This window comes from Variovorax sp. EL159 (assembly GCF_900100965.1).
Lineage (GTDB): Bacteria > Pseudomonadota > Gammaproteobacteria > Burkholderiales > Burkholderiaceae_C > Variovorax.
In genome coordinates, this window is record NZ_FMUJ01000005.1 from 605,486 (window position 1) to 624,753 (window position 19,268).

Here is a 19,268-nt window from a genome sequence, read left to right on the forward strand (position 1 = left end):
GCGTCAGTCGAAGGCGGCCGCCACTGGCGGCGCCAGCAGCGCGAGCAGTTCGCGCACGTCGGGCAGGTCTTCGATGGAACGGACCATGTCCTCGATGGCCCTCTGCCGCGCGCCGTCGATCAGCCCATCGGTCAGCGTGCGGTACTTGGCGGCCACCTCGTCGCTGCTCTGTGGCGACTCGATGGCACGCGATGAATTGCGCTCGACCTGGATGCGCTGGCCGTCGGTGAAGCTCACCACCAGCCGCACGCGGCCACGCTTGAGCGGGCCACCCGCGTCGAACTCGGGCTGGTGCCGCACCTCGATGCGCGGAATCAGCGCCCACACGTCGTCGGCGTCGATGCGCGCGGGTGCGAACTGCTTCACCATCGCTTCGCCATCGAGCACCGCCACGGCCAGCGCATAGCCGATGTTCATCTGCGCGCCGATGGGCGTCAGCGGCCGCTCGGGCAGCCACCAGCCGTGGTGGTAGACCGCATGGCTCACTTCGACCTCGATGCGCGCGATCTCTTGCGGCACGAGCTTGCGCTGCGCACCGGCGTCGAACAGCGCGTCGAGCGGCGAGTGGATGCCGCCCATCGCGGCATACGGCTTGATGACGATGCGCTCCACCTCCCAACGCTCACCCAGCGCCTCGGTGATCTTCGATGCGTCCGGGTCGTGGCCTTCGCCGAAGGTCGAGAGAAAGCCGCCGTACTCGCGCTCGAACACGCGCTTGATGCCCGTGTAGCCGCCCTCGGCCAGCACCGCCGCATAGAGCCCGTTGCGCGCCGAGAAGCCGTGGTGCATGCGCTTGCACATCGCCTCGTACTGCGCGGCCATGAGGCCGGCCGACTGCGTGCCCGCCAGGCCCAGTGCGTCTTCGAAGCGTGCCGCGTCGAGCCCCAGCAGCTTGCCGACCGATGCGGCCGCCGCGTGCGTGCCGAACACCGAGCCCGAATGCCAACCGCGCGACAGCATCTGCGCACCGTGCAGCGCCATGCCCACGCGCGGGCCGACTTCATAGCCGGCCAGCGCGGCTTCGAGGAACTGCCGGCCACTCACCTTCGCATCGCCTTCCGAAGCGGCCCACAGCGCGGGCAGCACGATCGATGCGCTGTGCAGTGGGCCCAGCGGGTGGTAGTCGTCCAGCTCGAAGCCCTGGATGAAGGTGCCGTTGAGCAGCGCCGCGCCCGGCGCGCTGGTGCGCGCACCCCAGCCGACGATGGTGCGGTCGCCGCGGCCCTCGAACTTCTGCACGATCTGCGCGGCGGTGCGCGACCACGGCAGCTGCGCGCCGACGATGGCGCAGGCAATGCCGTCGAGCGTGAGCGCCTTGGCGCGTTCGCGCGCCGAGGCGGGTGCGTCGTCGAGCCGGAAGCCGGCGAGCCAGTGGGCAAGGCGGCCGGTGGGGCCTGTGGGATCGGTGGCGTCGGTCGCAGTGGTGGCGGGGGCGGTGTGCATGCGGTGGCTCCGGTTTTCTTCAATCGATCTGGACATGGCCGTCGGTCACGGCCTTGCCCCATTTCTTCACTTCGGTCTGCAGGAAGGCCGCGAAGTGGGCGGGCGTGTCGACCTGCACTTCGGAGCCGATGGCGCGCGTGGCCTCCACCAGCTCAGGGCTGGCGGCGGCGCGATGGATGGCCGCGTTCAGCGCATCGACCGTGGCTTGCGGCGTGCCCGCCGGCGCGAGAAAGCCGACCCACGAATTGACCTCGAAGCCTTTGAGGCCCTGTTCGTCCACTGTGGCCAGCGAGGGCAGCTGCGGGTTGCGCTGGAGCCCCGAGATGGCCAGCGCCTTCAGCTTGCCCGACTTCACGTGCGGCAGCGCTGCCGGCACGGCATCGAACATCAGCGACACCTGGCCGCCCATCAGGTCGTTCAGCGCGGCGGGCGAGCCCTTGTAGGGAATGTGGTTGAGCTGGATGCCGGCCTGCGCCTGGAGCAGTTCCATCGCCAGGTGCGCGGTGATGCCGTTGCCGCCCGAGCCGAAGTCGATCTTGCCGGGCCGCGTCTTCGCATAGGCGACCAGCTCCTTCACGTTGTTCGGCGGGAACGACGGGTTGGCCACCAGCAGCAGCGGGCCCATGCTCACCATCGATATCGGCGCGAAGTCTTTCAGCGTGTCGTAGGGCAGCTTCTTGTAGAGCGTGGGGTTGATGGCCATCTGCCCCAGCGTGCCGAGCAGCAGCGTGCTGCCGTCGGGCGCGCTCTTCTTCACTTCCTGTGCGCCGATGCTGCCGTTGGCGCCCGCGCGGTTGTCGACGTAGACGGGCTGGCCCAGCTCCTTGGTGAGCGCGGCGGCGTAGTTGCGCGCGATGATGTCCACCGTCTGCCCTGCCGGGTAGCCAACCACGATGCGCAGCGGCTTGGCCGGCAGCGGGCCTTGGGCCAATGCCGCAGTGGTTGCGGCGGCAATGCAGAACGCGCCGAGCACACGCCGCGAGAGGCTTGCTTTCTTCATGCCTGTTCCTCCACCGGCACATAGACCTCGCCCGCCATCAGCCGGCGCGCCGTGCGCGTGAGGCCGAGCGCGGAGAAGCGGATGCCCGCCGGGTCGGCCGACGCTTCGGCCACCACCTTCACTTCCATCACGCCCAGCGGATGGCCGATGCGAAGCGTGCCGGTGGCCGCGCGTTCCGCGCCGACCGCCTGGTGCACCGCCGAGCCCGGCACGCGCGAGGCGGCCGCCGTGCACATCGAGCCGGTGCCGGCCATGCTGTCGTGGCACTTGCCGAGGAACACGAGCCGCGCGCGCAGGTCCATCGAAGCGGCCCCCTGCGTGTCGCCGTTCACGTCGGCGTAATCCGCTGGCGGCGCGACGATCACCGCCAGCGGCAGGCCGGGCAGGTGCACGTCGCGCCAGTCGGCATAGAGGCCGATGCGCTGGCCCATCTTCGACTGGATCTCGCCCAGCGTCTCGATGAGCGCGCGGTCGGCGCTGATGGCATCGGGCAGCTCGCTGCCGCTCATGCCGAGGGACGACGCCGCGATGAACACGCAGGGGTTGGCGGTGTCGCACAGCGACACCTCGATGCGGCGGCCGTCTTCCAGCGTCACCGTGTCCACCGCGTCGCCCGTGGGCAGCAGGCGGCCGGTCTTGGCGCCCACGGTGCCCGCGTAGTCCATGAGGATCTCCGCGCCCGTGCCGGGCACGCCGGGAATGGCGCAGTCGCCGTGCACGCGGGCCTTGCCGTTCTTCACCTGCACCTTCGAGACCAGCAGCTTGTCGGTGTTGGTGTTGTAGATGCGCACGGTGGTCACCGGCTCCACGGCCTCCACCAGCCCTTCGTCGATGGCGAAGGGCGCGACGGCCGAGGAGACGTTGCCGCAGTTGGCGTCGTGGCCGACGATGTCGCGGTCCACGTCGACCTGCGCGAAGGTGTAGTCGACGTCCGCGTCCTCGCGCGCCGAGCGCTGGATGATCGCGACCTTCGAGGTCACGAGCCGCGAACCGCCCATGCCGTCGATCTGCAGCACGTCGGGCGTGCCCATCGCGCGCTTGAGCAGGCGGTCGCGCGCGGGGCCCGCGGGCGGCACGTCCCGCTCATGAAAGAAAAGCGCCTTGCTGGTGCCGCCGCGCATCAGCACGCAGCGCACGGCGACCTGTTCGGTCCCGGAGGTGGAGGCCATGGTCTTGTTCCTTGTCCTTGAATGGAGATGGAAAACCGCCGGGCGCGGCCGATGCGCGGCGCCCGGCATGGGGAAGGTGGATGGGTGGATCTGCGGATCAGTCGAGCGGATAGAGCTTGACGAGCGCCGCCATGCGCTCGCTGTCTTCGCGCACCTGTGCCGCGAAGGCGGCCGGTGCGTTGACCACCGGCTCGGCGCCGGCCGAGGCAATCGTCTGCTGCACGTCGGCGTCTTTCACGGCCTCGTGCAGCGCCGCGACGATGCCCTGCGTCACGGCCGGCGGCGTGCCCTTGGGTGCGAACAGGCCGAACCACGTGACCGACCGGAACTGCGGATAGCCGGCCTCGGCGGTGGTCGGCACCTCGGGCAGCGCGGCCGCGCGCTTCGCCCCCTGCGTGGCGAGGATCTTCAGCGCGCCCGACTTGTAGTGCGGCAGCGCGGCCGTGATGCCGGTGAACGCCATGTTCACGTTGTTGGCGATCATGTCGGTCACGATCGCGCCCGTGCCGCGGTAGTTGACGACGATCAGGTTCGGCAGGCCCGCCTCGGCGGCGAGCTGCTTCGCGGAGACGCGCGCCGTCGCTTCGCCGGTGCCGAGCGAACAGGGCTGCGCGGCGGTCTTGCAGTAGCGGATGAACTCGCCGAAGGTCTTGACCGGCAGCTTCGCGCTGACGACCACGGCGGCGGGCGATTGCGACACCGCCGTCACCGGCTCCAGGCGCGCGAGCGGGTCAACGCCCTTCAGGCCCGGCGTGTACTTGGTGACCACGATGGACGGCACCTGCAGCAGCAGCGTGTAGCCGTCGGGCTTCGCTTCCATCACGCGGCGCGTGCCGATCAGGCCGTCGGCGCCGGGGACGTTCTCGACCACCACGGGCTGCTTCCAGATCACGCCGAGCTGTTTGGAGACGGCGCGGGCCGTGGCGTCGGTGCCGCCGCCGGCCGAATAGGGAACGATGAGCGTCACGGGGCGGTCGGGGTGCCAGCTCGCCTGGGCGAAGGCCGGTGGTGCCAGCGCGAGCAACACCGCAGCGGGGAGCAGGGCACACGCTGATGGAGGCCGCTTGGGCCTGAAGGGGCTGTCGAACATCTTGTCTCCGTTTTTTGAATGAATGAATGAATCAATGAGCGAGGGGCGGCGCCGTGCCTCAGGGCCGCGAGGGCACGACCGTCCGGCCGCGCCAGTCGCGCTGGTAGAGGCCATCGAGGCGCCCACGCGCCAGGGCGTGGGCATGCAGCCAGGGCAGCAGCTCGCCTTCGCGCGAAAGATCGGGCGGCGGCATGGCGTCGAGCGCGTAGAGCTGGAACACGTAGCGGTGCGGGCCGTGGCCGGGCAAGGGGCGCGGGCCGTCGTAGCCCCTGCGCCCGAGGCCGTTCATCGCCAGCGTCACGCCAGCCGGGGCATGGCCGTTGTTCAGGGCGCCTTGGGGCAATGCGTTCAATGAAGAAGGACCCCAAGCGAGCGCATGCGCGATGGCATGGGCCAGCGGCACGTCGGGGTCTTCGCACAGCAGCAACCAGTGCGTGGCCTGCGGCGGCAGCCCTTGCCACGCCAGCGCGGGCGAACGGTTGTCGCCGACGCCTTCGCCCGCCTGCCGCTGCGCCATCGCCTTGCCATGCGCGAAGTCCGCGCTTCGCAGTTCGACCGTGGCGGGCAGCCGCGCGAGCATCGCATCGCTGCAGGCCAGGCTCGCATCGCCGGCATGGCGTCCGCGCGTGAGCAGCCCGGCCCAGCGCAACACCCAGGGGTGCCGTTGCAGCGGGCTTGCAGCGCTGTGCGTCACGCCGCGGCTCCTTGTGCGGCGGGCCATGCCCAGGGCCGGCGCACGCGATCGGCCTGTTGCCATTCGCGGATGAGCGCGTCGTCCTTCAGCGTGAGGCCGATGTCGTCGAGGCCGTGCAGCAGGGCCTCGCGGCGCAGCGGATCGATCTCGAACGCCGACACGCTGCCGTCCGGCGCCGTGACCGTGCGTGCCTGCAGATCGACCGTCACCGCCGCACCGCTTGCGCATTGCGCCGCCAATGCCTCGACCTGCGCGATGGGCAGCCGCAGCGGTAGCACGCCGTTCTGGAAGCAGTTGTTGAAGAAGATGTCGCCGAAGCTCGGCGCGATCACGCAGCGAACGCCCAGGCCCATCAGTGCCCACACCGCGCCTTCGCGCGACGAGCCGCAGCCGAAGTTCTCGGCAGCCAGCAGCACGGGTGCCTGGCGGAAGGCGGGCTGGTTCAGCACGCAGGCCGGGTCTTCGCTGCCATCGGGGCGCAGGCGCAGCGCCTCGAAGGCAAAGGGGCCGAGCTGGTCGCGCTGGAACGAGGTGAGGCGTTCGATGCGGATGATGACGTCGGTGTCGACGTTGGCGCGCATCAGCGGCACGGCGGGGCCGGTGACGGCGGTGAAGGGGGTCATGGTCATTTCAGCGTCCTCACGTCGGTGATGCGGCCGGTCACTGCCGCGGCCGCGGCCATCGCCGGGCTCGCGAGGTGCGTGCGCGCGCCCGGCCCTTGCCGTCCGACGAAGTTGCGGTTGGAGGTCGACACGCAGCGTGCCTTGGGCGGCACCTGCTCGCCGTTGGCCGCCACGCACATGCTGCAGCCGGGTTCGCGCCACTGGAAGCCGGCGGCCTCGAACACCTCGCGCAGCCCTTCGGCCTCGGCCGCGCGCTTGACGTTCTCGGAGCCGGGCACCACCCATGCAGTGACGCCTTGCGCCACATGGCGGCCGCGCGCCACTTCGGCGGCGGCGCGCAGGTCGGGCAGGCGCGAATTGGCGCACGAGCCGATGAAGACCCAGTCGACCGGCGTGCCGGCGATGGCGGTGCGCGGCGCAAGGCCCATGTAGTCGAGCGCGGCTTCGATGGCGCCGCGGCTGGCAGCATCGGCAGCCACCGATGGATCGGGCACGGTGCCGTCGATGGCGATGGCGTCCTCGGGGCTGGTGCCCCAGGTGATGGTGGGCGCGATGGCACCGGCGTCGATGACCTCTTCGCGGTCGAACACGGCGCTGTCGTCCGACGCCAGCGAGAGCCAGTACGCCGCCGCTGCATCGAAGGCCGTCCCCGTGGGCGCGAAGCTGCGGCCGCGCACCCAATCGACCGTGCGCTGGTCGGGTGCGATCAGGCCGAAGCGCGCGCCCAGCTCCACCGTGAGGTTGCACAGCGTGAGCCGCGCCTCGACATCGAGCGCGCGCACCGCCTCGCCCGCGAACTCGATCGCGTAGCCCACGCCCGCCGCCGCGCCGAGCGTGCCGATGATGTGCAGCGCGAGGTCTTTGGCGGTGACGCCCGTGCCGAGCACGCCGTCGCAGCGGATGCGCATGCGCCTGGGCTTCTGCTGGCGCAGCGTCTGCGTCGCGAGGGCGTGCGTGCTCTCCGAAGAACCCACGCCGAAGGCCAGCGCGCCGAGGCCGCCGTTGGTGCAGGTGTGGCTGTCACCGCAGATCACGGTCAGGCCCGGCAGCACGATGCCCAGTTCGGGGCCCATCACATGCACGATGCCCTGGCCCGGCTGGCCGAGGTCGTAGAAGCGCACGCCCGATTTCGTGCTGAGGTCGCGCAGTGCGCCGTGCAGCCGGCCGCCGAGCGGGAAGGTGCCGGCCGTGCGGCCGGGCTGGCTCGATGCGGCGTGGTCGGGCGTGGCGAACACCAGCGCCGGGTCGTGCAGCGGCAGTCCGCGCGCGGCCACTTCGGCCAGTGCGGGCGGGCCCGAGAGGTCGTGCAGCAGGTGGCGGTCGATGTGCAGCAGGGCCCAGCCATCGCCCAGCTCGCGCACGACATGGGCGTCCCAGAGCTTGTCGAACAGGGTGCGAGCCATGTCAGCGGCTTTCCATGGTGGCGCCCGCGTTGAAGCGCGTGCGCAGGGCATCCCATTCGTCGGCGCCGAAGCGGCGGAAGGTCTGCGCCACGGTGGCGTTCACCGCCGGGGCCTTGAAGGTCGCCTTGAGTTCGGCCAGCGCCGCGTCGCCCGCCTCGATGGCGGCCTTGAGCATCAGCCCCGGCAGGATCGCGAGCTTGTAGCCCATGGCTTCGGCCTCGCGCAGGTCGAACACCGGCGTGCGGCCGCCGGGAACCACGTTGAGCAGGCAGGGGCCGTGCACGCGCTTCGGCACGGCGGCCACTTCCTCGGGCGTCTGCGTGGCTTCGACGAAAGCCATGTCGGCACCGGCCTGCAGCGCGGCATTGGCGCGGTCGATGGCTTCGTCCAGGCCGAGCATGGCGCGCGCGTCGGTGCGGGCGATGACCACGAACTCCTTGCTGCGGCGCGCCTCCACCGCGGCGCGGATCTTCGAGACGAACTCCTCGCGCGACACCACCTCCTTGCCGTCGAGATGGCCGCAGCGCTTGGGCGAGACCTGGTCCTCGATGTGAATGGCGGCCACGCCGCGCGCCTCGTACTCGCGCACGGTGCGCGTCACGTTCAGCTCGTTGCCGTAGCCGGTGTCGGCATCGGCGATGAGCGGAATGGCGATCGAGCGCGCCATCACCGCGGCGTTGTCGACCATCTCGCTCATCGTGAGCAGGCCGAAGTCGGGAAAGCCGCGCGCGGCCGAGGTGCCGGCGCCCGTCATGTAGGCGGCGGCAAAGCCGGCCTGTTCGATCAGGCGCGCGCCGATGGCGTCGTAGGCGCCGGGGGCGATCACCATGCCGGGCGCGTCGAGCAGCTGGCGAAGCGTGAGGGAAGGATTCATGGCGGGCCTTGTTCAGTGGTGCTTGAGTTTATGTGTTTATATTCTAAGTACAACTGAATGAAATCCGCAAGTCACTCACGGGACGCCGCTGGGCGTCTTGCTATGCTCGACCTTCGTTTTTTCTTCTCCCATGGCACGTCCTCCCACATCCGCTCCCTCGCTCGAACGTGGTCCCGGCACCTCGCTGCACCGGCAGTTGTTCGTCGTGCTGCGCGACGAAATCACCCGTGGCGTCTATGCCTCCGGCGCGTTGCCGAAGGAAGAAGCGCTGTGCGAGCGCTTCGGCGTGTCGCGCATCACGGTGCGGCGCGCGCTGGGCGACCTGGCTTCGCTCGGCCTCGTGGAGCGCCGCCACGGGCTCGGCACCTTCGTGCGCGCCGATCTGCCGCAGGTGCGCGCAAGGCCCAGCCTCGGCCTGATCGACGGGCTGCGCAAGGCGGCGCTCGAAACCGATGTCGAGGTACTCGAGGTCGCGCAAGCGGAGACGCCGCCCGACGTGGCCGCGCTGCTGCAGATCGAAGCCGGCGAGAAGGCGGTGCATGCGCTGCGCCTGCGCAGCATCGATGGCGTGCCGGTCATGCTCACCGACGCCTGGGTGCCGGCACAGCTGGGCAAGCGCGTGTCGGCCAGCGCGTTGCGCAAGCACGCGCTCTACGAGATCCTGCTGGCGCAGGGCGTGAAGTTCGGCCGTGTGGTGCAGGAGATCACGGCCGAGGTGGCCGATCCGGCGCGCGCGCGGCTGCTGCAGATCGAGACGGGCGCGCCGCTGCTGAAGATGGTGCGTCTGCTGCACGACCTGGACGCGCGGCCGGTGCTGCACCTGACCGTGTCGCTGACGGCGGAGCGCAGCCGCATCCTCATGGACATCGCGGGCGAAACGATCAACACGCTCACGGCGGGGCAGGTGGTGCACGACGTGCACCCGGCCTCGTCGTCTCCCAGGCGGCGGGCCTAGCGGGCCTGCGGCGGGTCAGGGCAAGAGGTAGGCCAGCACCTCGTCGCCTGCTGCGTCGGTCTCGCCCGTGGGCTTCCAGCCCAGGTGCCTGTAGAAGCCATGCGAGCGGACCTGCGGGTCGGACGAGCAGCCCAGAAAAAGCCGCTTGAAGCCCAGCGTCTTGAACGCCTCGACCATCAGGCCGAGGAGTTCCTTGCCGATGCCCTTGCCTTCGTACGCGGGCAGCAGCGCAAGCACGGCGATCTCGCCGGTCTCGCGGTCGCCGAAGCAATAGCCGGCCAGCTCGCCATCGACCAGTGCCACGCAGCCGGGTAAAGAGCCATCGGCGACGGCGGATTGCCAACTCTCCAGCGTGATGCCGATGGCTTTCAGCGCTTCGACCGAGAAGGCGTTCTCACGGGTCTTGCCTCGCAGGTCGAGGCATGCGGGCGTGTCTTCAGGAACCGCTTTTCTGTAGACGACGTTCATGCGTTCCGTTCATTCACGCGCATCAGTCGTTGCTGTGCAGCGTCGTGTTCAGCCCGCCCCAGCGTTGCGCATTGGTCTCCAGCACTTCGACCGCGCCGCTCTGGCTGTTGCGCCGATAGAGAAGGCCGGACTTGCCCGACAGCGCCCTGGCAGGCACCACGCTGCCATCCGGCAGCTTGACCTTCGTGCCCGCCGTCACATACAGCCCCGCTTCGACGATGCATTCGTCGCCCAGCGAAATGCCGATGCCCGCATTGGCGCCCAACAGGCTGCGCTCGCCGATGGCGTTCTTCGTTTTGCCACCGCCGGAGAGTGTGCCCATGATGGACGCGCCCGCGCCGATGTCGGAGTTCTTGCCGACGGTCACGCCCGGCGTGACGCGCCCTTCGACCATCGATTCGCCCAGCGTCCCCGCATTGAAGTTAACGAAGCCCTCGTGCATGACGGTGGTGCCCGGCGACAGGTGCGCGCCCAGCCGCACGCGGTCGGCGTCGGCAATACGCACGCCGGTCGGCACGACGTAGTCGCTCATGCGCGGGAACTTGTCGATCGAGGGCACCGTGAGGTGGTGGTACTCGGGCGCGACCAGGTGCCGCAGTTCATCGACCTTCGATGGCAGCACCGGGCCTGCCGACGTCCATGCCACGTTCTGCAGCAGGCCGAACAGGCCTTCGAGGTTGATCTCGTTCGGCCGCACCGCCAGTTCGGACAGAAGGTGCAGGCGCAGGTAGGCTTCTTCGGTCGATGCCGGTGGCGCATCGAGCGATTCGATGCGCACTTCGATGGTGTCGCCCGCGATCAGTCCGACCTTCTCGGCAAGGCAGCGCCGTTGGTTGAAGGTGGCGTGCCTGGGAAACCAGACGTCGAGGGTCTTGCCCGTCTCGACGTCGCGATAGCGATGGCCGGTGCGCTGGATGGTCATGGAAAGCTCTTCTACGTTGATGGGATGTGCTGGCTGAAAGGACGGCAGGCACCGCGTCGGCGGCTGTCTTCCGCGAGAATGCCATACGACATGCGCCGGCCATTCCCGGCGCGGAGCAAAAAACAATGACAACACACGAGACGACCGCCCACCAGGCGGATTCGCGCTACGCCATGCTGCGCCTGGCGCTCACGCTGCTGATCATGACGGTCGGCAGCAGCGGCATGTACGTGGTGTCGGTGATGCTGCCCGCGGTGCAGGCCGAGTTCGGCATCGCGCGCGCCGATGCCTCGCTGCCCTACACCTTGCTGATGCTGGGGTTCGGCCTGGGCGGTGTGCTCATGGGGCGCGTGGCCGACCGCGTCGGCGTGATGTGGCCGCTGCTCTTCGGTTCGGTGTTCCTGGGCGTGGGGTACGTTGCGACGGGCATGTCGGGTGGCATCGTGTCGTTCACCATCGCGCAGGCATTGCTGGTCGGCCTGCTCGGCAGCTCGGTGGCCTTCGCGCCGCTGGTGGCCGACACCTCGCTGTGGTTCGTCAAGCGGCGCGGCATCGCGGTCGCGGTGTGCGCGAGCGGCAACTACCTGGCCGGCGCGGTGTGGCCGCCGATCGCGCAGCACTTCGTCGAACTGGTGGGCTGGCGCCAGACCTACATCGGCATGGGCATCTTCTGCGGGATCACGATGGCGCTGCTGGCGCTGTGCTTCAAGGCACGGCCACCGGCCCTTGCGCCGGCGACGGCCAAGGCCAGCGCATCGAGCACCGCGCGGCCGCGCGACCTCACGCGCCCCTTCGGCCTGAGCATGGGCGCGGCGCAAAGCCTGCTGTGCGTGGCGGGCGTGGCCTGCTGCGTGGCGATGGCGATGCCGCAGGTGCACATCGTGGCCTATTGCGGCGACCTGGGTTATGGGCCAGCGCAGGGCGCGATCATGTTGTCGCTGATGCTGGGCTTTGGCATCGTGAGCCGGCTGGTGTCGGGCGTGATCTGCGACCGCATCGGCGGGCTGCGCACGCTGTTGCTGGGCGGCGTGCTGCAGTGCGTGGCGCTGCTGCTGTTTTTGCCCTTCGACGGGCTGGTGCCGCTGTATGTGATCTCGGCGCTGTTCGGGCTGTTTCAGGGCGGCATCGTGCCGTCGTACGCGATCATCGTGCGCGAGCATTTCCCGCCGGCGGAGGCGGGTGCGCGCGTGGGCACGGTGCTGATGTTCACGCTGTTCGGCATGGCGCTGGGCGGCTGGATGTCGGGCAAGGTCTTCGACCTGACCGGCAGCTACCACGCGGCCTTCTTGAACGGCATCGGCTGGAACCTGGTGAACGTGAGCATCGCGAGCTTCCTGCTGTTCCGGCTGCGCCGCGTGCGCACGCTCGCCGTGGCCTGAGGAAGCGCGCCGGACTTTTCAGGCGGCTTCGGCAACGAGTCGGCCGAGTGTCTGCATCGCCTGTTCGCTTTGCGCGTCCCATGCGTGGCCGTAGTTCAGGCGCAGGCAGTTGGTGAAGGCGCGCGTGGCCGAGAAGATCGGGCCGGGCGCGACGCTGATGCCCAGCTCCAATGCCTTGCGGTGGATGTCGAGTGCGTTCACGTGTGCCGGCAGCTCGACCCACAGGAAGTACCCACCCAGCGGCCGCGTCGCGCGCGTGCCCGCCGGAAAGTAATGCCCCACCGCCTGCGCGAAGGTGGCCTGCTGCATTGACAGCGTCTGGCGCAGCTTGCGCAGGTGCTTGTCGAGCCCGCCTTTTTCCAGGTAGGTCGCGAGCGCGAGCTGCGCGGGCGCCGAAGTGCTGAGCGTGGTCGTGAGCTTCTGTCGTGCCACCTTGCGCGCGAAGCGCCCGGCCGATGTCCAGCCGATGCGATACCCCGGCGCCAGGCACTTCGAGAAAGAGGCGCAATGCAGCACCAGGCCCTGCGTGTCGAAGGCCTTGGCCGGAGGCGGGCGCCGGTCGCCGAAGTAGAGCTCGGCGTACACGTCGTCTTCGATCAGCGGCAGTTCATGCCGCGCCAGCAGTTCGACCAGCGCCTTCTTCTTCGCGTCGGGCATCAGGCTGCCGAGCGGGTTCTGGAAGGTGGTCATGAGCCAGCAGGCGCGCGGCTTGTGGGCCGCGATGGCCAGCTCCAGAGCGGCGAGGTCGATGCCTTCGCCCGGGTGCGTCGGCACCTCGATGGCCTGCAGGCCCATGCGCTCCAGCGCCTGCAGCGCGGCATAGAAGGTGGGCGACTCGACGATCACCGCGTCGCCCGGCCGCGTGACCGCCGACAGGCACAGGTTGAGCGCCTCCAGCGCGCCGTTGGTGATGACGATTTCATCGGCCGCGACCGGCATGCCGTCGGCCAGGTAGCGCAGCGCGATCTGGCGCCGCAGCGCCGTGCTGCCGGGCGTGAGGTCGTCCACGGTGCGCCACGGGTCGAGCGACTTGGCGCTGGCGGCCATGAATTGCCCGAGCCGCGCGAGCGGAAACAGCAGCGGGCTCGGAAAGGCCGAGCCGAAGGGCACGACCTTGCGCGACATGCTGGCTTCGAGGATGTCGAACACCCGGTCGCTCACGTCGAGCGACATCGGGCCTTCGGCGGGGCGGGAGGTGAGCGTGGATTCCGGTGGCGCGTCGCGCAGGCCGCCAGCCGCCACGTAGTAGCCCGAGCGGTCGCGTGCGCGCACCAGCCCGCGCGCTTCGAGCAGGTAGTAGGCCTGGAACACGGTGGACGCGCTCACGCCACGGCTCTGGCCGGTGTGCCGCACCGAAGGCAGGCGGTCGCCGGTCTTCAGGGTGCCGTTGCGGATCGAGGTTTCGATGTCGGCGGCCAGGGCTTCGTAACGCTTCATCGCGGGGTGGTTGTCATTCGCGGGGGACTTTATCTGCTCCGGTGAATCGAGGCGGATCTGCATCTGTTTTTTTGGGCCCGCCTGGGCGACACTCGACCCCATGTCGAATCTCATGCGCGCGCTGCGCGCCGTTCTCTGGAGTTTCATCGGGCTGGGTGGCCGTCGCGCCGATGCCGACAAGCGGACCGCGCAGGTCGGCATCCTGCCGTTGATCGGTGTCGCTTTCGTCGTGGTGCTGCTGTTGATCGCGGGCCTGCTGGGCCTGGCGCACTACGCAGCCGGCACATGAGGATGCGCCTTCGATCCGCCGCCGCAGCGCTGCTGCTTCTTGCGTCCGGCATGGCGAGCGTTGCTGGCGCCGCAACGCCCACGACCGTGCCCGACACCATCGAACAGCGCGTGGCCGCCTGCATCGCCTGCCACGGCCGCGAGGGCGCGACCACCAATGCCGGCTACTTTCCGCGCCTGGCGGGCAAGCCGGCCGGCTACCTGTTCAACCAGCTCGTGAGCTTCCGTGACGGCCGTCGCTTCAACAGCGACATGACCTACATGGTGCAGCACCTCTCGGACGACTACCTGCGCGAGATGGCCGAGTACTTCGCCGGGCTCGACCTGCCTTATCCACCGATCTCGCCGCTGAGCGATGCCAAGCCCGAGGTGCTCGAGCGCGGCCGCGTGCTCGCGCTGCAGGGCGATGCGGAGCGCCGTCTGCCGGCCTGCGTGCAGTGCCACGGCGCCGCGTTGACGGGCGTGCAGCCCGCCACCCCCGGCCTGCTGGGCCTGCCGCGGCTGTACGTGGCGTCGCAGCTCGGTGCCTGGCTGACCAACGACCGGCATGCGGTGGCGCCCGACTGCATGGCCGAAGTCGGCCGCCGCATGTGGACCTCGGACGTCAATGCCGTCGCAAGCTGGCTGGCGACGCAGCCGATGCCGGCCAACACGAAGGCCGTCGCGTCGCTGCCCGCGCCCATGCCGATTGCCTGCGGCGGTACCTCGAAGTGACGAAAGAAGCACGCATGAGCCTGTTGCGACGCACCGGATGGGTGGCGCTGGTGCTGGTCGTGCTGGTGGCACTGGCCGCCGGCGCGCTGGTGATGATGAACCTGCGCGGCGAAGATGCCCTGCCCGAGCAGGCCGAGAGCTTCAACGCCTCGCCCCAACTGGTCGAGCGCGGCCGCTACCTGGCGCTGGCCGGCAACTGCGCGGGCTGCCACACCACGCGCGGCGGCCGTCCCTATGCGGGCGGCCTGCCCATCGAGACGCCCTTCGGCACCATCTATTCGAGCAACCTGACGCCCGATGCGCACACCGGCATCGGCAGCTGGAGCAGCGCGCATTTCTGGCGCGCGATGCACAACGGCCGCAGCAAGGACGGGCGCCTGCTGTACCCGGCCTTTCCGTATCCGAACTTCACCAAGGTGACGCGCGAGGATTCGGACGCGATCTACGCCTACCTGCGCAGCCTGGAGCCCGCAACGGAGCAGAACCGCGCGCACCGCCTGCGCTTTCCGTACGACACGCAGGCCGCGCTGGCCGTGTGGCGTGCGCTCTCGTTCAAGCCCGAGGCCTTTGTCGCCAACGCGGGCAAGCCGGCCGAGTGGAACCGCGGTGCCTACCTCGTCGATGGGCTCGGGCATTGCATCGCCTGCCACGGCAGCCGCAATTCGCTGGGCGCCACCAACACCAAGCTCGGCCTCTCGGGCGGCCTGATCGCGGTCGAGAACTGGTATGCCCCGTCGCTCACCGATCCGCATGAAGCGGGCCTGGCCGACTGGCCGGTAGCCGACGTGGTGTCGCTGCTCAAGAGCGGCGTGGCGCCGCGCGGCTCGGTGATGGGGCCGATGGCCGACGTGGTGTTCCGCAGCACGCAGTACCTGAGCGATTCGGACCTGACCGCGATGGCCAGCTACCTGAAGGACCTGCCCGACGTGCCGAAGGCCGAGGCCACAGCCGGCACCAAGGCCCCCATCCGCCGCGACGCCGGCACCATGGCGCGCGGCGCGAAGATCTACGACCAGCGTTGTGCCTACTGCCACGGCGACCAGGGGCAGGGCGCCGTGGGCGCGTACCCGCCGCTCGCGGGCAACCGCGCGGTGAACATGGCGAAGCCCACCAACCTGATCCAGGTGATCGCCCACGGCGGCTTCCTGCCCTCGACGCCGGGCAACCCGCGCCCCTACGGCATGCCGCCCTTCGGGCAGACGCTCGATGCGGACGACGTGGCCTCGGTGCTGACCTACATTCGCGGCTCGTGGGGCAACAACAGCGCGCCCGTCACGCAACTCGACACGATGCGGCGCTGAGCCGCCGCACCGGGTCGCCGGGCTGCCGTTGGCGGTCCGTCAGATGTTGGTGCTCGACGGAATCCGGCTCGGCAGCAGATGCTCGTAAGGCCGCGAGCGCGCGGTGTTGCGCTGGCCGATGGTGTTCTCGATGACGCCGAGCGCATTGCGAAAGCGCTCCAGCGGCCCGCCCGGCCCGGCGATGGCCGGGTCCAGCAGCACCGGCAAGTGCGGGAAGGCGTTGTCCTTGTATTCGCCCAGCGGCCGGTAGTACACGCCGCCGAGGATGTGGAACAGCAAGATCTGCTCTTGCGCCGCCAGCCGCGACGGCAGCATCTGCGACCAGCTCGCCTCGCTCTGGCCCGCGTTGCCCGTGGGGGACGGCGTGCCGCCCGCGCCCGCGCTGAAGGGCGCATAGGTCATCACCGAGTACTGCGGGAAGTTCACCGCCGCGTGCTGCGCGCTGGCGTTGAAGATGATCGCGGTCAGCACGTCGACCAGCTGCGCGCGCGTGGTGATCGCGCGAAAGCCCTTGATCTTTCCGCTGGTCGCCAGCTCGGTGGCCCAGGCATTCAGCTCGTAGTCGCCGGTGACGTCGCTGTCGCTCAGGTAGTAGGTCGCCACGTAGTCGCCGACCCACTGCGCGATGGCGTTCCACACCAGCAGCGCGTCGTCGCGGTACGGGTAGTCGGGGAGGGCGGTGGCGTCGTCCACGCCGCGCGTGCGCAGGTCGTTGGGCAGCATGCTGGCGTAGAAGTCGTAGGCCAGCCGGTCGCGGCCGCACTGCTGCTGCAGCGTCTCGATGGGCGCGGTCAGGATCACGTCGCCCGTGGTCAGCGGTGCCATGATGATGAGCGTCGCGAACTCGTTGATGAACATCGCGCCTTCGAGGTGCGGCGAAAGCAGCCGGCTCAGCGGATGGGCCGTTGCCAGCTGCCGCTGCGTGGCCATCGCGAAGGCCTCGGACATCAGGTGCGTGCGGCCCAGGTGCACGAACATCTCGTGGTAGTTGAAGTCCGCCACCTGCACCGTGGTCTTGGCCGACTGCCAGCCCCAGTAGGCCTCGGCGTTGGTGGTGTCGTCCACACGCAGGAAGATCGGATGCAGCGCCGGGTCTTGCCCGCACTGGATCGCCACCGGCACCAGCGAGCGCCCGTTCTTCGGCCGCGCGAACAGCGCCACCGGCGCGTACACATAGCTCGTGCCCGTGAGCGGCTTGGTCACCGGGCCGGTCGGCGCCATGTCGCCCAGGCCCACGTAGTCGAGCAGATACAGCCGGCCCGATGCGGCCGCATCGGCGAGGCTGTCGTCGTTGCCCATGACCTGCCGGTACTGCGCGTCGGCCAGCGGAAACTTCGTCGGCAGCGACGTCGCGCGCTGCAGCAGCATCGGGTTGGGCCCGCCCACGCGCATGTACGCGAACAGGTCGTTGTCATGCAGGATCTGCGAGATCGCGGGCTTGTCGATGGTGACGAACAGCGCGTCGTACTGCGCGAGCGTCTTCGGCCCGTTGAGCGCGCCCAGCGGGCCTTGCGAGAGCAGGTCCTGGTGGATCTGCTTGAGCTGCGTGGTGATGTCGCCCACGCTGCCGGCGAGCGTGCCCAGCAGCGTCAGCACCGCGGCCGGCAGCGTGAGCAGGCCCGCGTTCTGCGCGGCCAGCTGGTCGAAGCTGGCCTGCAGCCCGGCGATGCGCGTGCGCAGGTTGTCGAGCGTCTGCAGGTTGTTCGACGCCAGCGTGCTGGTGGCGAACGAGGCCGCGAAATTGATCACCGCCTCGACCGCCTTCGCCACCGTCTTCAACTGATGCTCGACCGCCGGCAGCTCGCTCAGCGGCACCACCGCGCCCATCGGCACGCCGGCAAGGTTGATGTGCGATTCGGTCCACAGGTAGGTGGCCTGCCGCCCCACCAGTTCGAGCCGCCGCAGCGTGGCGCTGATCGGATCGATCTTCTGCGGCAACGTGGGCTTGAGCACCGGCAGGGCCGCGGATGCGGTCGAGGGTTTGCCGGCCAGCAGGCCCAGGCCGCCCGCCGAGGCGGACCATTTGAGGATGTCTCTGCGCTTCATCGAAGGGGTCCCTGTTGTTGTGGGTGTGGGGAGCCGAAGACGGGAGGGGGATGGATTCGGCCCACTAAATCGAACGCTCGTTCTATTTAGTGGGCGGATTCTGCGGAGCGGCCCTTGAATTGGCAATGAGGGTCGGTACTGAGGGCGAAGGTACACATCCACACCAGAAACTGCGCTGCCTCGAGAAGAAGTGCCAGGCGGGTGACGTTGGATGACAGTGTGTTCAGCCGCACGGGCCTACAACCGCCTGTCTACAACTGCATAGGGGGCGTTCGGGTGAACACGGCAACACGGCATTCAGCAGCGAAACACGCAGCATCCAAACCGAAGCCCAGGACGGGTTTCGAGATGTGGGAGGACGGCATCGACAAGGCCGACGAGAAATGGGATGCCTACGACCGCGAGATCCGGTCGGCGGTCGATGAATACGATAGGCACCTGTCCCGCACGCCGGGCTACATTCCGCTGGACTGGCGGATCGTGAAGGCGATGGTGTGGGTGGAGACGGGGGCGAAGGTGGCTGAATGGAGAGTCAGGCCCATGCAGATCGGAAACGATGGGGATCCCGGCATGATGGCGTTGCTGGGAGACAGGGAAGGCGGCGAGCTGATCGTTCCACCTTCGCTTCGTGCAAGTCTTTCGGCCAACACCGTACAAACCGTTCCTGCCCACAACATCCGTGCCGGCATCGGCTACATGCTGATGCGCATGGCCAACTTCGCTTTCGCAAACGTGCTGGACCCCGATGCCAGGGTCTATGAGGTGACGGTCCAGGCCGGCGACAGCATCGAGAAGATCGCAGGAATGCAGAGAAGCACGCCAGAGGTGATGAAGAAGCTCAATCCCTCGATTCATATGCTCAAGCCCGGCCAGGTACTGAAGTACCAGAAGGCGTCTGTCCTGAAGGTCATCGTTGGCTGGAAGCCGGTCACACCGTCCGGCATCGCGACGTACTACAACGCTGGCGGAGATTCGATGTACTCCCAAAAATTGAACCACGCACTGGGCTCGATGCGCAAAAGAACGGAGCGCACATGCAAGTAACCAAGGCGATGGGATTGGCTCTGTGGGTCCTTGCTGGCACCAGCATCGCTGCTGATGCTCCCTTCACTGGCACTTTCAGTGGTACAGGGCGCGCCTGTTCCGGCGGGCTCTACCTGCGTGCCAAGACGGTTGAATGGATCTCGACCTACAGCATCTGCAAGCCAAGCCGCTATGAGCTTTTGGCGAAAGACCTGGCTGTCGACCATCAGCGGATAGCCGTGCGCATCAAGACGCGCAGCAGCCAGTGTCGCTACGAGGTGTTCGAAGCAGAACAAGTCAGCACGTACAGCTGGGATGTACGCGGCTACCAGTCGCTGGAGGCATATCGGAAGCAGGACCAGCCAGAGTGGCGAAATTCTGCGCTGCCTGAGCGACTGTCCTTGTCGTGCCCGATGGTCCGGCTGAATTGACCGCCGTG

At 68.8% G+C, this 19,268-nt stretch carries 19 protein-coding genes; 7 read left to right on the forward strand and 12 right to left on the reverse strand.

Annotated elements, in window-relative coordinates:
• Window positions 1-3 precede the first annotated feature (3 nt).
• From BLQ28_RS23735 to BLQ28_RS23770, 8 genes are all read right to left on the reverse strand, one after another.
• A complete protein-coding gene (locus BLQ28_RS23735) occupies window positions 4-1,443 on the reverse strand; it encodes an MmgE/PrpD family protein (RefSeq protein WP_093245279.1) in 1,440 nt (479 codons plus the stop codon).
• Window positions 1,444-1,462: 19 nt separating this feature from the next.
• Window positions 1,463-2,443, reverse strand: coding sequence for a tripartite tricarboxylate transporter substrate binding protein (locus BLQ28_RS23740; RefSeq protein WP_093245282.1), 981 nt, complete (start codon window positions 2,441-2,443; stop codon window positions 1,463-1,465).
• Window positions 2,440-3,612, reverse strand: a complete 1,173-nt coding sequence (locus BLQ28_RS23745) for a 2-methylaconitate cis-trans isomerase PrpF family protein (protein ID WP_093245285.1) — start codon at window positions 3,610-3,612, stop codon at window positions 2,440-2,442. Before BLQ28_RS23745 ends, BLQ28_RS23740 begins: the two co-directional genes overlap by 4 nt.
• 97 nt (window positions 3,613-3,709) lie before the next feature.
• Window positions 3,710-4,702, reverse strand: a complete 993-nt coding sequence (locus tag BLQ28_RS23750) for a Bug family tripartite tricarboxylate transporter substrate binding protein (RefSeq protein WP_093245288.1) — start codon at window positions 4,700-4,702, stop codon at window positions 3,710-3,712.
• Window positions 4,703-4,760: 58 nt separating this feature from the next.
• Window positions 4,761-5,396, reverse strand: coding sequence for a YbhB/YbcL family Raf kinase inhibitor-like protein (locus BLQ28_RS23755; protein WP_176801210.1), 636 nt, complete (start codon window positions 5,394-5,396; stop codon window positions 4,761-4,763).
• Entirely contained in the window at window positions 5,393-6,019 is a 627-nt protein-coding gene (gene leuD / locus BLQ28_RS23760; RefSeq protein ID WP_093245293.1) for a 3-isopropylmalate dehydratase small subunit, read from the reverse strand. The genes BLQ28_RS23755 and leuD overlap by 4 nt, the downstream gene beginning before the upstream one ends.
• 2 nt (window positions 6,020-6,021) lie before the next feature.
• Window positions 6,022-7,422, reverse strand: a complete 1,401-nt coding sequence (leuC, locus tag BLQ28_RS23765; protein WP_093245296.1) for a 3-isopropylmalate dehydratase large subunit — start codon at window positions 7,420-7,422, stop codon at window positions 6,022-6,024.
• Window position 7,423: 1 nt separating this feature from the next.
• A complete protein-coding gene (locus BLQ28_RS23770; protein WP_093245299.1) occupies window positions 7,424-8,296 on the reverse strand; it encodes an isocitrate lyase/PEP mutase family protein in 873 nt (290 codons plus the stop codon).
• Between the two features lie 130 nt (window positions 8,297-8,426).
• Here BLQ28_RS23770 and BLQ28_RS23775 point away from each other — a divergent pair, with 130 nt between their 5' ends.
• Window positions 8,427-9,251: a GntR family transcriptional regulator gene (locus BLQ28_RS23775; RefSeq protein WP_093245302.1), complete on the forward strand. Its 825-nt coding sequence runs from the start codon at window positions 8,427-8,429 to the stop codon at window positions 9,249-9,251.
• A 15-nt stretch (window positions 9,252-9,266) separates the two neighbouring features.
• On the opposite strand, the gene BLQ28_RS23780 is transcribed toward BLQ28_RS23775, so the two are convergent.
• Window positions 9,267-9,719, reverse strand: coding sequence for a GNAT family N-acetyltransferase (locus BLQ28_RS23780; protein WP_093245305.1), 453 nt, complete (start codon window positions 9,717-9,719; stop codon window positions 9,267-9,269).
• A gap of 22 nt (window positions 9,720-9,741) precedes the next feature.
• On the reverse strand, window positions 9,742-10,641 hold the full coding sequence (locus tag BLQ28_RS23785; protein ID WP_093245308.1) for a DapH/DapD/GlmU-related protein: 900 nt from the start codon (window positions 10,639-10,641) through the stop codon (window positions 9,742-9,744).
• Between the two features lie 125 nt (window positions 10,642-10,766).
• Here BLQ28_RS23785 and BLQ28_RS23790 point away from each other — a divergent pair, with 125 nt between their 5' ends.
• A complete protein-coding gene (locus tag BLQ28_RS23790) occupies window positions 10,767-12,020 on the forward strand; it encodes an MFS transporter (RefSeq protein WP_093245311.1) in 1,254 nt (417 codons plus the stop codon).
• Window positions 12,021-12,038: 18 nt separating this feature from the next.
• Here BLQ28_RS23790 and BLQ28_RS23795 read toward each other — a convergent pair whose 3' ends face one another.
• The gene (locus BLQ28_RS23795; protein WP_093245313.1) at window positions 12,039-13,457 is read right to left on the reverse strand and encodes an aminotransferase-like domain-containing protein; all 1,419 of its coding nucleotides are present in this window, start codon (window positions 13,455-13,457) and stop codon (window positions 12,039-12,041) included.
• A gap of 100 nt (window positions 13,458-13,557) precedes the next feature.
• On the opposite strand from BLQ28_RS23795, the gene BLQ28_RS23800 reads away from it, so the two are divergent.
• Genes BLQ28_RS23800 through BLQ28_RS23810 form a run of 3 tightly spaced genes read left to right on the forward strand, consistent with a single transcriptional unit; the run spans window position 13,558 to window position 15,760 of the window.
• Window positions 13,558-13,746, forward strand: a complete 189-nt coding sequence (locus tag BLQ28_RS23800) for a DUF2970 domain-containing protein (RefSeq protein WP_093245316.1) — start codon at window positions 13,558-13,560, stop codon at window positions 13,744-13,746.
• Window positions 13,743-14,459: a c-type cytochrome gene (locus tag BLQ28_RS23805; protein WP_093245319.1), complete on the forward strand. Its 717-nt coding sequence runs from the start codon at window positions 13,743-13,745 to the stop codon at window positions 14,457-14,459. The genes BLQ28_RS23800 and BLQ28_RS23805 overlap by 4 nt, the downstream gene beginning before the upstream one ends.
• Before the next feature lie 14 nt (window positions 14,460-14,473).
• Window positions 14,474-15,760, forward strand: a complete 1,287-nt coding sequence (locus BLQ28_RS23810) for a c-type cytochrome (RefSeq protein ID WP_093245321.1) — start codon at window positions 14,474-14,476, stop codon at window positions 15,758-15,760.
• A 39-nt stretch (window positions 15,761-15,799) separates the two neighbouring features.
• Here the strand turns inward: BLQ28_RS23810 and BLQ28_RS23815 are convergent, their stop codons facing one another.
• Entirely contained in the window at window positions 15,800-17,806 is a 2,007-nt protein-coding gene (locus BLQ28_RS23815) for a lipoxygenase family protein (protein WP_093245324.1), read from the reverse strand.
• Between the two features lie 348 nt (window positions 17,807-18,154).
• Between BLQ28_RS23815 and BLQ28_RS23820 the strand changes: the two genes are divergently transcribed.
• Entirely contained in the window at window positions 18,155-18,850 is a 696-nt protein-coding gene (locus tag BLQ28_RS23820) for a LysM peptidoglycan-binding domain-containing protein (protein ID WP_093245327.1), read from the forward strand.
• Window positions 18,841-19,260, forward strand: coding sequence for a hypothetical protein (locus BLQ28_RS23825; protein WP_093245330.1), 420 nt, complete (start codon window positions 18,841-18,843; stop codon window positions 19,258-19,260). The genes BLQ28_RS23820 and BLQ28_RS23825 overlap by 10 nt, the downstream gene beginning before the upstream one ends.
• The last annotated feature ends 8 nt before the right edge of the window (window positions 19,261-19,268 follow it).